This is a genomic window from Candidatus Paracaedibacter symbiosus (assembly GCF_000757605.1).
GTDB classification, from domain to species: Bacteria; Pseudomonadota; Alphaproteobacteria; order Paracaedibacterales; family Paracaedibacteraceae; genus Paracaedibacter_A; species Paracaedibacter_A symbiosus.
Map to the genome: position 1 here is coordinate 350,783 of NZ_JQAK01000001.1, position 15,765 is coordinate 366,547.

The 15,765-nt window shown below is 41.8% G+C and carries 11 protein-coding genes and 1 tRNA gene; 6 read left to right on the forward strand and 6 right to left on the reverse strand.

The window, feature by feature from the left end; genetic code table 11:
- Positions 1–60 precede the first annotated feature (60 nt).
- The 3 genes from IG80_RS0101635 to IG80_RS0101645 form a co-directional block, all read right to left on the reverse strand.
- Positions 61–2,346, reverse strand: coding sequence for an NADP-dependent malic enzyme (locus tag IG80_RS0101635; protein ID WP_032112316.1), 2,286 nt, complete (start codon positions 2,344–2,346; stop codon positions 61–63).
- 377 nt (positions 2,347–2,723) lie between these two features.
- On the reverse strand, positions 2,724–3,905 hold the full coding sequence (locus tag IG80_RS0101640) for a UbiH/UbiF/VisC/COQ6 family ubiquinone biosynthesis hydroxylase (RefSeq protein ID WP_032112317.1): 1,182 nt from the start codon (positions 3,903–3,905) through the stop codon (positions 2,724–2,726).
- Between the two features lie 176 nt (positions 3,906–4,081).
- The gene (locus IG80_RS0101645; protein ID WP_032112318.1) at positions 4,082–5,767 is read right to left on the reverse strand and encodes a TRIC cation channel family protein; all 1,686 of its coding nucleotides are present in this window, start codon (positions 5,765–5,767) and stop codon (positions 4,082–4,084) included.
- Positions 5,768–6,162: 395 nt separating this feature from the next.
- On the opposite strand from IG80_RS0101645, the gene IG80_RS0101650 reads away from it, so the two are divergent.
- From IG80_RS0101650 to aspS, 4 genes are all read left to right on the forward strand, one after another.
- Positions 6,163–6,855 carry a BON domain-containing protein gene (locus IG80_RS0101650; protein WP_052045873.1) on the forward strand — a complete coding sequence of 231 codons (693 nt, stop codon included), beginning with the start codon at positions 6,163–6,165 and terminating at the stop codon, positions 6,853–6,855.
- Positions 6,856–6,984: 129 nt separating this feature from the next.
- Entirely contained in the window at positions 6,985–7,515 is a 531-nt protein-coding gene (locus tag IG80_RS0101655) for a DUF1269 domain-containing protein (RefSeq protein ID WP_032112319.1), read from the forward strand.
- A 122-nt stretch (positions 7,516–7,637) separates the two neighbouring features.
- The gene (locus tag IG80_RS0101660; protein WP_032112320.1) at positions 7,638–8,606 is read left to right on the forward strand and encodes a YfdX family protein; all 969 of its coding nucleotides are present in this window, start codon (positions 7,638–7,640) and stop codon (positions 8,604–8,606) included.
- A gap of 344 nt (positions 8,607–8,950) precedes the next feature.
- Positions 8,951–10,753: an aspartate--tRNA ligase gene (aspS, locus tag IG80_RS0101665; protein ID WP_032112321.1), complete on the forward strand. Its 1,803-nt coding sequence runs from the start codon at positions 8,951–8,953 to the stop codon at positions 10,751–10,753.
- Positions 10,754–11,296: 543 nt separating this feature from the next.
- On the opposite strand, the gene IG80_RS0101675 is transcribed toward aspS, so the two are convergent.
- Complete coding sequence (locus IG80_RS0101675; RefSeq protein ID WP_032112323.1) at positions 11,297–11,629, reverse strand: TIGR02300 family protein; 333 nt, start codon at positions 11,627–11,629, stop codon at positions 11,297–11,299.
- 191 nt (positions 11,630–11,820) lie between these two features.
- Between IG80_RS0101675 and aroA the strand changes: the two genes are divergently transcribed.
- Positions 11,821–13,170 (forward strand): 3-phosphoshikimate 1-carboxyvinyltransferase, encoded by a 1,350-nt coding sequence (aroA, locus tag IG80_RS0101680; RefSeq protein ID WP_032112324.1) that lies wholly within the window; start codon positions 11,821–11,823, stop codon positions 13,168–13,170.
- A 111-nt stretch (positions 13,171–13,281) separates the two neighbouring features.
- Here aroA and IG80_RS0101685 read toward each other — a convergent pair.
- Positions 13,282–13,371 (reverse strand) — tRNA-Ser (locus tag IG80_RS0101685).
- A gap of 410 nt (positions 13,372–13,781) precedes the next feature.
- Between IG80_RS0101685 and IG80_RS0101690 the strand changes: the two genes are divergently transcribed.
- Positions 13,782–14,561: an EAL domain-containing protein gene (locus tag IG80_RS0101690; RefSeq protein ID WP_032112325.1), complete on the forward strand. Its 780-nt coding sequence runs from the start codon at positions 13,782–13,784 to the stop codon at positions 14,559–14,561.
- Positions 14,562–14,695: 134 nt separating this feature from the next.
- Here the strand turns inward: IG80_RS0101690 and IG80_RS0101695 are convergent, their stop codons facing one another.
- Positions 14,696–15,697, reverse strand: a complete 1,002-nt coding sequence (locus IG80_RS0101695) for a zinc-binding alcohol dehydrogenase family protein (protein WP_084756026.1) — start codon at positions 15,695–15,697, stop codon at positions 14,696–14,698.
- Positions 15,698–15,765: the final 68 nt, after the last annotated feature.

Below are 15,765 nucleotides of genomic sequence, written 5' to 3' on the forward strand. Positions count from 1 at the left end.
TGGCTTCTTCAAGTATTTTGGGTATAATTTCACACAACCTAAATGGTTATGGAGACAACTTTACTTTTTCGCGAGTCTGACTTGGGCATCAACAGCCGCAAGCGCTGCCATATTAATCAACCCCCGCACAGTAATAGTAGGCGTCACGATATGACCTGGTTTTTCCGTTCCCATCAAAATTGGACCGACAGATAAACCATCAGCCAACACTTTTAACATGTTAACAGTAATGTTTGCACTATCAACAGAAGGCATAATCAGCAAGTTTGCCTCCCCTTTAAGTCGACTGTTTGGAAAAATACGTTCACGAATAACTTCCGACAAAGCCGCATCCCCATGCATTTCACCATCCACTTCCAACTCAGGATGCGAATCCATCAAGATTTCCAAAGCTTTACGCATCTTTACAGCTGAACAATCATTGCTGGAGCCAAAGTTTGAGTGGGATAATAAAGCGACTTTTGGTACAATGCCAAATCTTTTGACTTGATCAGCCGCCAAAATAGTTATCTCAGCAATTTCTTCCGCTTTAGCGCTATGATTGACATAAGCATCACTAATAAAGTAAACACCTTTATCCAAAATCACCATATTCAAAGCAGCCACAGTATCATGATCCGGACTTAGCTTTAAAATATCCAAAATATCATTTAAATGTTGATTGTAGGTGCCAACAGTTCCAGCAATCATGGAATCAGCATCGCCTAAGTGCACAGTCAATGCAGCAATAACCGTATTGTTGGTATGCATAATTGTCTTGGCAATGTCAGGAGTAATTCCTTTCCGTTGCATCAAGTCATGATAAGCACGCCAATAGGTGTTATAACGACTGTCATTATTTGGATCAATCAGGTCAAAATCTCTTTCAGCTTGAAGCCTTAACCCCAACCGCTCAATACGCATCTGAATCACATTCGGACGTCCCACCAAAATAGGGCGGCAGATTTGTTCATCGCAAAGACTTTGAACGCAGCGCAAGACTTTTTCTTCCTCCCCTTCAGCAAAAGTGATACGCATCATTTCTTTCTTCGCCTGTGCAAAGATTGGACGCATCACCAGAGAAGAACGATAAATAAAGCTTGTCAGATGACTTTTGTAAACCTCAAAGTCTTCTATTGGTCGCGTTGCAATTCCTGTTTCCATCGCTGCTTTAGCAACTACAACTGGAATTTCTACAGCTAAACGAGGGTCAAATGGCTTTGGAATGATATATTCGTCACCAAATTTTTGAACTTCACCGCCATAGGCATTGGCCACAATATCTGAGCTTTCCGCGTGGGCTAATTCAGCCAATGCTTTAACGCAAGCAATTTTCATTTCTTGGTTAATTCCAGTCGCGCCCACGTCAAGTGCCCCTCTGAAAATGAACGGGAAGCACAAAACATTGTTCACTTGGTTTGGATAATCGGAACGACCGGTGGCAATTACCGCATCACTGCGCACTTCCTTAACAACTTCAGGACGGATTTCTGGTTCAGGATTGGACAGAGCCAAAATGAGAGGGCGCTTTGCCATACCAGCAACCATTTCTTTGGAGACAACGCCAGCAACGGATAGACCAAGGAAAATGTCTGCCTCAACCATGGCTTCACCCAAGGTACGGTGAGGCGTATCCGCTGCGTAACGTTCCTTACTTGCATCCATTTTAGAAGCACGATCTTTAAAGACAACACCTTCGCTATCACAAATAATCACGTTCTTTGGATTCAGACCAATGGCAACCAACAAGTCAACACAAGCAAGAGCCGCAGCACCTGCGCCGGATGTTACCAATTTTACTTTTTTAATATCCTTACCGACGAGACGTAATCCATTCAAAATCGCCGCAGACACAATAATCGCAGTTCCGTGTTGATCATCATGAAATACTGGAATATTCATGCGTTCAGTTAGTTTTTTCTCAATATAAAAACACTCTGGTGCTTTGATATCTTCAAGGTTAATGCCGCCAAATGTGGGCTCTAACGAGGCAATAATATCAACAAGCTTATCTGGATCTGTTTCATTAATTTCGATGTCGAAAACGTTGATGCCAGCAAACTTTTTAAAGAGAACAGCCTTCCCTTCCATCACTGGCTTAGAAGCAAGCGGCCCGATATTTCCCAACCCTAATACCGCTGTACCATTAGAAATAACAGCAATAAGATTGGCCCGTGAAGTTAGATACGCTGCCTGAGACGGGTCTTCCGCAATGGCATTACAGGGTCCCGCTACCCCGGGCGAATAAGCAAGCGCAAGATCGCGCTGATCTGCCATCGGTTTTGTTGGCACCACTGCAAGTTTACCTGGTATTGGCTGTTTATGATACCAAAGTGAGCGTTCATAAATCGAAGGAGATGAAGACATCTTTTATTTTCCGTTATTTTTTATTAAAAAAGGTATGCCAGTTATAGCTTAGATACATTAAAAAATACACAATGAAACGTAGTGTGTAAATTTTTTTTCGGCTGTAATTATATTCCTATGCAGATAGGCGACGATTTTTATCACTCTAAGAAGGTCGAGCCCTCAACCGGAGAGTGAAGGGTGTAAAGAAGAGGCGCTTAAAACCTTGAACTTAGATTTTTTATGACTATAGACGCTTCTTAATCCTTTAAAAAGAAAATACGAGGCCAAGCGGAAAAAGAAACCCAAAGAGGGGATAATAGAAATTCCCCAATATCAATTGGATTCACTATATAGCTTGGAAGACCACGTTGCCATACCACCCTGCGCTGGACCGTTTAAGAAAAGCCCATCGCGCGGCGCATAAAAAATCTTTTAAGCGTTGGGATGCGGTTGACGGTGCCAAGACCCGCGTTGCGTAAAAAATGCAAAATCGATGAGTTATTAGAAAACAGCCGTACCATGCCATCGGTCATGGCAAATATTGACCAGGTATCAAAACGCCGCGCTTTTTGATATTCTTTAAGAATTGAACTTGCACCTAAATCCACACCTAAGTTCTTTGCGTGCTGGAGATGCTTTGCCAAAATTGCCGCATCGCGCCAACCAACATTCACTCCTTGCCCCGCAACTGGATGGCAAACATGGGCCGCATCCCCAACAATTACCAATCTCTCCTCAATAAAACGATCGACCATCTGCGCGTTGAGCGGATAAATCCACTTTTGCCCCGCAATTTCAAACTCTCCCAAAAAGCCAAAAAGCTCTCTGAGTTTAGCAGCAATCAATGTATTTTCCTGAGAAAACCAGAAATCCCCCTGCTCTACCGGCAAAGTCCATACCACGCCAGAGCGATGGCGGCCACTGGTCGGACAATCTTGAATCGGCAAGAAGGCCATTGGTCCTGAGGGGTGAAAGGCCTCCCACGCGACCCCATTATGGGGTTTTTCGTGATAGACGGAAAAGACCAATCCCTTTTGGTCATAGGAGAATTGATAACTTTTGATGCCTGCCTCCTCGCGAGTCGGAGAGCTTCGTCCCTCTGCACCTACAAGCAGACTTGCTTTAATTTCCTGCCCATTATCTAAGAAAATCTCCACGCCCGATGGGGTAATTTTTTTGGTGAGCAGTGACGTTTCATCGTACCAAGTGATGTTTGAAAGGCTCAATGTCTGCTGAATGATGGCTTGGCGAATAAAACGGTTTTCCACAATATACCCCATGGGGTCTTGACCCATCATTTGGTGATCAAAGTGTATGGACCAGGGCGATCCCCCTTCAAAAACTTTAATATCAAGAATGGGTTCAGCATGAGGAGTAATTTCATCCCATAAACCAAGCTCGTCAAAGATAATCTTTGAGGCCAGATTGATAGCAGTTGTTCTGCCATCAATCTTGGGATTGAGCATTGTCTCACGGTTTTCCCGGTCAACAATTGTCACCACCAATCCCTGTTTGGCTAAGGCAATTCCTAAAACACCACCAACGAGTCCACCCCCAAGAATACATACGTCTGTCATTTTACATATTTATCTTAACTGTATTTGTTATGCGCTCAAAATAGCTGATGAAATAGGATGATGGCAAGCAGATTTGAGGTAATTTTTGATTTACCCCCAGGTTCTGTGGACCCAATCCACGTAAAGATGATTTTGAGACATTTTTAGCTGAAAATGATGTCAAATAAAGAAGCCAGCTACACTTCCTTGCGTGTCGTTTCAAAGATGCGCATCCGCAACGGTGGGATATTAAAGAAAAAAGCGACCATATGCATGGAAAACCCAAAGATTATTGTCAGAGTAACGGCAATAAAAATGGCATGCGGATCAATTTGCCCCGATAAATGCTTTAAAAGAAACACGGACAAGCAAAAACCGCAAACAAATGGAATTTCTGTATAAATTTTTTCATTTCCCAAGGGGCGATACCCGGCCAAGGCATTTCTCATGGTGCTGCCACCAACGCCTGTAAGCACAGCAAATAATGGGCCCCACAACCAAAGAGGATCAGCTTTACCAGACACAGCAACCAATACCCCCACAATCGTAAAGGCAGAGGTTCCCAATGAATCAGCAACATACAAAAGCACATTTACCGACTCTTTACTGGGGGTAATTTTATCCACCCAATGCCATTGCAGTTTTCTTTTAAAAAAGTCATAAAGATTAACAAAAACAAACAAAAATAAGAAGGAAATAACAACGGTGAGCATATAGCGGGGCGTTACTAGAACCCCTACGGGGGCTCGCCCTATAATCAAGTCACGCAGCAACCCCCCACCAACAGAGGGAACTGTTGCTAACCCAAAAGCCGCCATAACTGTCAAGTTTTCTTGGTCTGCAATGATAATCCCAGCCACCACGAAAGAGATGATCGCCAGCATCTCGATCCACAAAAACCAATCGCGGTCAACAGTCTGCATCAAAATTACGGGTAAGATATAGTCCCTCACGATTTTGGAAAGCTCTCCGTTTTTCTTCATATCCGTAATTGCATTATTAATATTTTTCAGTACTTGCGGCTGAACACTTGTTTTACTTAAGATAAAGTGAATGGGGGTACTTATTCCTAAATAGCGCTCCTCCACCAACTTAGACTTACCAGCACGCCAAACCATTGTGGCGCCGACGATTCTATCGGTTAAATAGCCATCGATCTTACCATCCAACAAATTCTTCAGATTATCTGGCTCAAACTTAACACGCACGATATGGTCGGCATTGGTGGGATCAGCGATGAAGTCATTGATAAGAGGAGAGGCATAAACAAATCCATCCATCACCCCTAACCGAAAGTTGGAAGCCTTTATTTGCGCCAGCATATCTGCCACATCTTCTCGCTTAAAGGTAAAGGGAGAATCATGTCGAACAAAGAGCACATTTTCCTCCCAACGATAAGGTAGTGAAAAATAAGCCCACTTCTCACGTTCTGACGTTTCGGTAGCAAAAGGACCTATTTGGCGGCTCCCTTTTTCAATATCAACCAGGAATTCTTTCCAGGGAATCTCGGAAAATTTTGGCGTGTACCCAGCTTTTTGGAGCACAGCTTCCATTATCCGAATGTCAAATCCGGTTAAGATCGTGAATTCATGCCCACCTTCGAGATACATATAAGGATCAAGAGGAAACCAGCCTGACTCCAACGTGGGAAGATCTGCCGCAGCTTTGAAGGAAAAGGGCGAGATCAGAATTGTATAAACGAGGATAAATCTTGCTAGACCCAAAACACGTGAAAAATGGAAGATTATGGCCAGCAGCTTTGAGGTGGCATTTATGGGGCTACGACACTCCGCCTTTGCCCCTTTTAAGGAACGCCAAGATAAAAATGAGCCCAAAGAGGCGAAGCAAAAAACCGGTTTTTTCAAGTGCTTTGAATATAACATTGAACAAAAAATTCTGATGATTCTCTTTACCTTTATTTAACCCATAAATAGCTTAATAATTAGCTAAAATCCTCATTTAGCCTTATTAAATGATATTACAACTACTTTTAAGTTAAACAAATGACCGCAGATTCTGTGTGCTTTGGTGAATCAATGATTTAGCCGTAATTTGATAAAAGCTCAAATAGCCTCTTCCAAAAGCCAATCCATCCCGTTTCCTAGGTTTCATTGACATTTTCCTATGCATAGAACCTAGCGCGTCCCAAGAATTATATCTGACCTTTAACCAGCCCTTATTAAATCGAGCTAAAAAGCGACGGATCTTTCTCGTATATTATTGTTTTTTTAAAGGTTATTGATGAAGTAAGCTAGGCCGTTTATAAGAGGAGACGCTAATGAGTCGATCTGATTATTTTATACCGGAGTTTATCATTAAGTCTGATATTCAAGACAAACTTGCAAATGATCCAGGAATCTATTCCCACAACATTGTTGTGAGTGTAGAAAATGGCCTTGTTGTCCTTAGTGGGACGGTTAATAATTATTTTGAGAAGGTTCTGGCAGAAGATGATGCGAAGGCTATCCGCGGTGTGAAAGGAGTGGTGAATGAATTACAGATTAGCCTCGAAAACTCGCTCAAACGCAGCGATGAGGAGATTGCAAAAGCAGCCATCCGAGCTCTGGAATCAGACGTTACAATTCCGGTTGATCAAATCAAAGTAATTGTTGAGCATGGTATTATTAAACTAAGCGGTGAAGTGAATTTCTATTTTCAACGTGAAAATGCCTATAAAGCCCTAAAAAATTTGTATGGGGTCAAAGATATTATTAATAATATTATAGTCAAACCACTCCCTGTTATTACCCCAACCTCCGAAGAAATCTCCAATAGAATCTTAACAGAATTTCAACGAAATGCGGCTCTTGACGCGCGTCACGTTCGAGTAGAAATCAAAGAAGGTGGTAAAGTTATTCTTAAAGGACAGGTTAACTCTTGGGCAGAGTATGAGGAAGCTCGGCATGCAGCCTTGTCTGTTCCAGGAGTGGCAGAGATAGATACCTCTGAATTAATAATTAATTATGGCTAAAATTCGTCTCTAAAATAGGTCACGCTCAATATACCTAAAACATTTTAATTGGAAAATTAATTACAAATTCTCGTTAGGCGCTCATTAATTTTCTTATATCGTAACCATGAAAACGTAAGGAGAACAGCTATGTATAATATTATTCTTGCAGGTTTTGACAATGAGCTTGCGGCTGAATCTGCACGCTTAGACCTCTTAAAAATGCAAAGTAAAGATCAACTGGAGCTAAAAGATGCCATTGTTATTAGCAAATTGCCGGCAGGAGAAATTAAATTAAAACAGACGTATGAGTTTGCTCCTAATAATACGATCGTTGCAAGCTGGCTTGGTACGTTAATCGGAGCATGTTTAGGAATCCCTTTTGGTCCCCTCGGGCCACTAATCGGGAGCATTACAGGTACTGCTTTAGGCGCAGCGGTAGGGGCTTTAACCGATGCTTTGGAGCTACAAGAAATTAGAGAAAAATTAGCCGATACTCTAACTCGCAACAATGCTGCCGCCTTGATTGTCATTACAGATGAAGATAATACATCTCCCATTATTGAAACTCTTGAAAATGCAGATGCGAGCGGAAAAATTACTCAAAAGACATTAAGTAATAAAACACAAGAGCAGCTTCAAAAGGGGCTTGACGCGATAAAGCAAGCTGAAAAGCAATAACATGGTTTTTTAAGGAAGGGGAGAAGAAGATTTTACTTATATACTCCAAACACCCCTTCAGGTTTTTTGAGTATATCTCCCTCTCTCGGTTTTCTACTTATTATAACAAAGGAAATTTCTCTATGTACAAATACGTATTTACCCGCCGGATAGTAAGTCTTAAATTGCTTGGAGCTTCCCTCGCTTTGAGCTTATATATATCCACTCCTTATGCACAAGATACATTGACTGCCATTAGCCACTTTCAAGACTCACACGTTCAAAACGAAGGACAAGTACGTACAGAAATCGACCAGCAACGTCGACAAGCTGAAGAACAAGCGCAGAAATCGCTCGTTCCTGAGGCCATAGTAGTTATTGAAGAAACTAAAAAAGCTATTGATTCCCTAACAAAAATGAAGGACGAGAAGGAAGCCCTCGAGGCCATTGAACGCGCAACGGGCAAAATTAATATATTGCTAGCCCGCCACCCTGCAACAGCTTTATTACCCATAGGATTTAAAGTTGAAGTAATTGACACAGCTCCTAGCGATATCAAAATAATTAAGAAGATCATCGAAGATATAAATAAGGAAATGAAAAACAAAAACTACCCGGAGACTCGTTTACTCCTGGATATCTTGCGTAGCGAGATTAATGTGCGCATCTACCATTTACCCCTTGCAATATATCCTGCTGCCCTTAAAGAAGCTGCGCGTCTTCTAGATCAGAAACAGACCAATGAATCAATTACAGTGCTCGCAACTGCCCTTAACACGTTAGTTATCATTAACCAATCCCTTCCTATTCCTACCCTTGTCGCAAAAGTCTTGATTACAGAAGCCGAGGAGAAACAGAAACGAGAGAAGGAAACTAGCTTGAAACTCATAGCCAAGGCGCGATATGAGCTTAAAAGAGCTAATGAGCTTGGCTATGCCCAACATGATCAAGACTATACCCTTTTAAAGCAGGATCTTGAAAAGCTGGAGCAACATGTAAAGAGCACTGAAAACAATACTTCTGTATTTGCTGCCATAAAAGAGAAGTTCCGAGCTTTCTTTAAGCGTCATTTTGAGACCAAGACACCGCCTCTTCATCCTGAGCAGAAATAGGGAAAACCCAGATTTATTGGTTAGAAATCCGGTCACCATCGAAAAAGAGCTGGCTATATTGTGATGGAAAATTTCACAAGGCCAGCTCCCTCAAAGCCACAAGAAGGTGATAGTGTTTTTCTCTTCCATCTATTGAGTGCCATACTTTAAATACTCTGAGTTTCTTTGAAGCGCTCTGCCCCTAGCATCCAAGCCTGCTCTTAACCCATTTTCAATATCTACTCAGAATTCAGACCTTTCTGAGCTTAGAAAATCAAAATAAATGATGGCTTTTCTTGACAACAGTAGCAGAGGTATGGCTCTTTAAAATTAACAGATTTAGATTTTATTTTGAGGGAGCTCTCATGCACGCTTATCGGACGCATACTTGTGGCGAGTTGCGCAAAACACATGCAGGCCAAACAGTTAAACTTTCAGGCTGGGTTCATCGCAAACGGGATCACGGCAATCTATTATTTATTGACCTTCGTGACCATTATGGCCTCACTCAATGTGTTGTTGATAAAGATAGCCCAAGCTTTGCTTTGGCCGAATCAGTGCGCAATGAAAGTGTCATCACCGTTGTGGCAAAAGTTGTAGAACGGACCGCTGACACTATTAATCCACGTATGAACACCGGTGAAATTGAATTAGATGTAGAAGAAGTGATTCTTCAATCAGCAGCTGATATGCTCCCCCTTCAGGTCAACAGTAATGCTGAATTCCCAGAAGATACTCGCCTTACCTACCGATTCCTTGACTTGCGCCGTGAAAAGTTGCACCACAATATTATTTTACGTTCAGCGATTATTTCCTCTTTGCGCCGCCGCATGATTAATCAAGGATTTATGGAGTTTCAAACACCGATCTTGACAGCCTCTTCTCCTGAAGGCGCCCGTGACTTTTTGGTCCCTAGCCGGTTGAACCCTGGTACATTCTACGCCCTGCCTCAAGCGCCTCAAATGTTTAAACAATTATTGATGGTTGCTGGTTTTGATCGCTACTTCCAAATCGCCCCCTGTTTTCGCGATGAAGATGCAAGAGCCGACCGCTCACCTGGTGAATTCTACCAGCTTGACTTTGAAATGTCCTATGTGACCCAAGAAGACGTTTTTGCGGCGATTGAACCTGTTCTTCACGGTGTTTTTGAGGAATTCAGCAACGGCAAAGAAGTTACTCCTTACCCGTTCCCTCGTATTAGTTTCGATGAGTCGATGATGAAATATGGTAATGACAAGCCTGATTTGCGTAATCCCCTCGTCATTTCCGATGTGACGGATGTCTTCCGCGATTCTGACTTTTCCATCTTCGCCAAAGGCATTAATGCAGGCAATATTGTCCGCGCGATTCCAGCACCAAAAGCAGCCGATCACCCCCGAAGTTTTTTTGATAAACTCAACGAATGGGCGCGCAGCATTGGCATGGCAGGACTTGGCTATATCAGCTTTAGTGAAGGGACTGCAAAAGGACCGATTGCAAAATTCCTTGATGCCGCCCGCCTTGATCACCTAAAAGCACTCACTCATGTTGGTGAGGGCGACGCTGTTTTCTTTGTCTGCGATAAACCAAAAACAGCAGCTAAAAACGCCGGTTATACTCGCACGAAATTGGGTCAAGAGTTGAATCTTATTGAACAAGGTGTCTTCAAATTCTGCTGGATTGTTGACTTCCCTATGTATGAATTGGATGAAGATACTGGCAAAGTTGACTTCTCTCACAATCCATTCTCCATGCCGCAAGGTGGGTTGGAGGCGTTACTCAACCAAGACCCTCTCACTATTAAAGCTTATCAATATGACATTGTTTGTAATGGTATTGAGTTGTCCAGCGGCGCTATCCGTAACCACCTACCTGAAGTAATGTACAAAGCATTTGAAATTGTTGGCTATAGCCAGGCGGACGTTGAAAGCCGATTTGGTGGTCTCTTGAATGCCTTTAAGTTCGGCGCTCCTCCCCATGGTGGCAGTGCGCCTGGGGTTGACCGCATGGTAATGTTATTGGCGGATGAACCCAACATTCGTGAAATTATCGCGTTCCCGATGAATCAACAAGCGCAAGATTTGATGATGGGCGCTCCTTCAATAGTTGAGAATGATCGCTTGAAAGAGCTTTGCCTTGAAATAAAAATTCCAGCAAAGCCAAAAGTGGTCGCAGCTCAAGGTGGTTGAGATTTTTGAGTAGTGAAATCTGAGAAGGCGGTTTTCCAGCCCGCCCTCTCGATTAATGCCCTTTCGGACATTTAAATTTATCTTTCGCGACTCACCTTCTCCCGCTAGAAGAAGTGATAGTGAAGCTATGCATTTTAATAACATAACCCTGCAGAATTATCCTACAGCCACAGTAAGAGAAGGTATTTTGCTTAGCTTTTTTATATAATATTTTTATATTACAGGGGGGAGGAAGCTCAAATTTTGTTAAGAGTTTTTGATCCTCGGGCGAGAGACAGCTGGCTATCGTAAGCAAAGACCTACAAGATCGGGGGAGCCTAAACCCCTATATTCACAGCTTCGGGCCGCAGTTCACCCAAATATCATAATAGAAGGATATATCTTATCTCAAAACTCAGACGCCGGTAGTAAGGGGAGAAAAAGTAAAGAGCTTCATGACTATTGTTTTGAAGGGATGGCTCGTGACAATCTCCTCAATCATAAAAAACAGGATATTGTCACGCCGTTTGCACTTTTTGCACTGAGGTGAGAACTAAAAAGAGTTTAAATCTCGTCTTCGTCTTTTTCGACGTCAACGTCAGCCATTTCATCGAGATCTTCACCAAGATCGGAGGTGTCTTCCATCAAATCATCATCCATTGATTCTTCGATATCAACTTCGATATCCAATTCCGGATCCAGCAATACGTCCTCTACTCCAAAAGCAACAACTTTGGCAGCTTCTGCCGCAGCTCTCGAGCGAGTCCGTTTTGTACTGCTCAAAACCTCATAAACACTTCCACACTTTGGACAATTGATGGGTGAGCGTTGTAAGTCGTAGAACCTGGAACCACAACTTTGGCAGGTCCGCTTGACGCCCCACTCTAACTTTACCACGTTAAATCTCCTACAAATTTTAATCTAGTTTACTGACTGTTAATGCGATTAGCCACAATATTAAGTCACTTGTCAAAAACAAAAATGGTTGAAACTTTAAAAAGTTTCTATTTTAATTAATAAAACTATATAAAACACATAATACACAAGATATACTCATTTAGTCTAGGGATTATACATAAACAGTCGCGATGAAAACACCAAATACTTTAACATCTTTTCGCCAAAGCCATTTAAATGGTGTGATTAACGCCGAAATCGGTCTTCCTGGCGATAAATCCGTGTCGCACCGCGCTCTTATTTTAGGCGCGCTCGCCCATGGAAATACACAAATCACTGGCCTTAACACTGGCGAGGATGTGGAATATACTGAGCTTGCTTTAAAAAGTCTAGGTGTTGATATCATTCAGCAATCCCCCACAAGCCGGTTAATTCATGGCAAGAGCGGGTGGAATTTTAAGCAACCTATCAATCCACTTTATCTCGGTAATTCCGGCACGACAGCTCGCCTTTTATGTGGTTTACTCGCTTCTTCGCCTCTTAATATACAGGTATATGGGGATTCATCGCTCTCTCAGCGCCCCATGCGACGCGTGATGACGCCTCTTACAGAGTTTGGCTGTCAATTCGAGGCAACTCCCGAAAACACCCTTCCCCTCACCATTAAGGGCTCGTCCAAACTAGAGCCCATCGATTATGTGATTCCGGTTGCTTCTTCCCAGGTCAAATCAGCTATTATTTTAGCGGCGATGAACACAAAAGGCATCTCCCGGATTATTGAACCGATCAAAACGCGCGATCATACGGAACGTATGCTGCAGTATTTAGACTATCCGATCCATTTTACATTGCTGGAAAGTGGGCATACCCAAATTGATATTGAGGGCAAACACGTCTTCAATGCTAAAGATATTTCTGTACCTGGTGACCCCTCTGCGGCGGCTTACATCGCAGTGGCTGCCATGATCTGTCCCTACTCAACTGTTCGTATTGAAAATCTGTCATGGAACCCGTTGCGCAGTCGCATTTTTAGTATTTTACAAGAGATGGGAGCGAACATTAAGATTGAGAATATCCGCAACGAATGTTTTGAACCAATTGCCGATATCGAAGTCTCAACCAGCTATAATCGGCCTTGCATTATTAAAAGTGAAGATGTCCCCGCCTTGATTGACGAATATCCAATTCTGTCAATTGCAGCGGCATTTGCAGAGGGAACGTCCGTGTTTCATGGCCTTAGGGAACTGCGCTATAAGGAAAGTGATCGCTTAAACGCACTCTATCGCAATTTGAATCTATGTGGTATTGAAACCCATATTCAAGACGAAAGTTTAATCATCAACGGCATTGGGCCAAAACCAATTTTTGGGGGAAAGACCATTAATGCGGGGAAAGACCACCGCATTGCTATGGCGTTTTACATCATGGGATTATCTGCACGTAACCCATTAATTATTCAAGGAACAGATTGCATCCAATCCAGTTTTCCTCACTTTATCAAGATATTTGATGAATTGTCATATTTAAGAGCTGTGTCATAAAAAAGGAGGATTTACCTCTTTTTGCACCTAAAAACCATATTTCTTGATCCCCATAAAAAACGATAAGACTCAAGACGTGCGATGTTTATCTTGACGCTTATTGTTTGTATGTGGCGGATGGGGTGGGATTCGAACCCACGGAGGAGTTGCCCCCTCGCCGGTTTTCAAGACCGGTGCTTTCAACCGCTCAGCCACCCATCCATTGCACCTTTTCTTTTTGCCCGAAATCAGGGATAACGTCAATATTTTTCTAAAAGAAAGGACAAAAGAATTTTCATAACCAATCTATGCGATACTAATTTATGCAAAATCATCCCTCCTTCACTACCATCTCTACCGCTAAGGTCACAGACAATAAAACCTCCTCTTTTCCAACTGTTTCTTGAAATAAAAAAACATGCAAGTTTAATAAAGTTTTATTTTTAATTTAAAAAGTTATTTTATATTCTTGCCACATTTAAATTTTTTTGTTAGATATTTAGATGATTTTTAAGAAGAACATCTTGATTATTGGTACCGCCGTACATACATATAGGATGTCAAATTAATTTTAAGAAAAAAAGATCAATTTAACCGAGGTCTGAGACCTCAAAAATTTAAGGTAGATTTTAATGTTGGAGCATGGTTTAGTCCATGAGTTGAGACTCGCCATTTTAACGAGTCAGCTGCAAGTAGCAGTTCAACCAAAAGTGGATATTAGCACGCTGAGAGTGATTGGTGGTGAGGTACTTTTGCGTTGGCACCATCCAAAATTTGGCTTTATTTCGGCCGAACGGTGGATTACCATTGCAGAATCCCATGGTCTGATGCCACAACTAAATCGCTGGTTAGTTAGTCAGGCTATCTCTTTAATAAAAAAGGGAACCACTCTGTCACCACTATCAATCAATATCTCCCCTACCTCACTGGATAATCAATTTGTCCATTTTTTGATCCAAGAACTGAAACATTATCAAGTTGACCCTTCATTGATTGAACTGGAAATTACTGAATCAACGAATGTTGAGAACCTATCAATGATCAGCCATTGCCTCCGGGTTTTACGCAAAAACGGTGTTATGATTTCCCTTGATGATTTCGGCTCTGGTTATTCTTCTATGCGCTATTTAGTCGAACTTGAAGTGGATAAGCTTAAGATTGATAAAAGCTTTATTCACAAAGCTGAAACGAACAAGAATGCATATCTTGTTTTAAAAAAGATGATTGATTTAGGAAAAGAAATTAATCTTAAAATTCTTTGCGAAGGAATCGAAACAATTCCGCAGCTTGACCTTGTCAAAACACTCGGGGCTGACGAAGGTCAAGGTTATTATTTCGGCAAACCAGAATTGATTAAAGATCAGCTAAAACTCGCCCTTAACTCCCAAAATAGTCTGTTAATAGCTGTGTAAAAAACAAATTTTGGGGTCTTTTAGCCGAAAATTGTACTAAGTTTTGACGGAATAACTCTTCTACCTCAAAAACGTGATGATATTTTTCAACCATAAATTGCCAACATAAATTCGTATCAAGAAATGTTCACCCCCTAATATTCCACAACAATTTTACCCGTGGATGTTCCTGATTCCAGAATAGAATGAGCTTTTTTAAAGTTCTCAGCGATTAAGCCCTTTAAAACAGTGGTAGCCGTTGATTTGACAGCACCTTTCTCAACTAAATCTGCTAGGATATGCAAGATTTCACCTTGGCTTTCCATATCGTATTTATTCAGAGATTTAGCAAACATAAATTCCCAACATACACTCGCAGACTTACTTTTTAAGGAAGCGATGTCTAAAATATCTGGATCATCAATCAAACAAACATCTCCAAAGGGACGAATAATACGACTGAATTCTGGAATGTACTCTGCGGTATGCGTTGTCGAAAAAATGCTATCAAACCAAGGAAGGGTTAAACTTTTCATTCCCTCTAACAGTGTGTTTTCTCGATTAAGAAAACCATCCGCCCCTAGTTGTTGCAACCATTCTTTGGATGATTCACGCCCGTAGGTCACAAATGCTTTTCCTTTTGTAAGGGCTTTGACTAATTGCAAAACAATAGAGCTTACCCCCCCTGCTCCTCCAATAATCAGAAGATTAAACTCCTTATCCGTTGGCACTTTTAGTTTACCAAACAGCCCTTCGTAAGCTGTCAATGACGTCAGCGGTAAGGCAGCAGCTTCTGTAAAAGAAAGAGATTTTGGCATTCGTCCAACTAGACGGGAATCAACGGCATGAAACTGGGCATTAGAGCCTTGACGCATTAAATCGCCGGCGTAATAAACATGATCCCCTCTTTTAAAACCATGAACCTCACTGCCCACATTCACGACAATACCAGCGGCATCCCAACCTAAAATGATGGGCTGACCTGAGATCGATTCACGCGTTTCACGAACTTTATAATCAACGGGATTAACGGAAACAGCTTTCACCTCAACTAATAAATCTAAAGGTTCTAGAGTTGGTTCTTCAATCTCAAGATCGATTAAACTATCTGCTTCAGAAATAGACTTTGACTTAAAATAACCAACAGCTTTCATCATTTTTAAAGCACCGCCCCTTAAGTGTTAGATTTATAGTGAGTTTTCTATAGATTAACTAGAGAGATGTA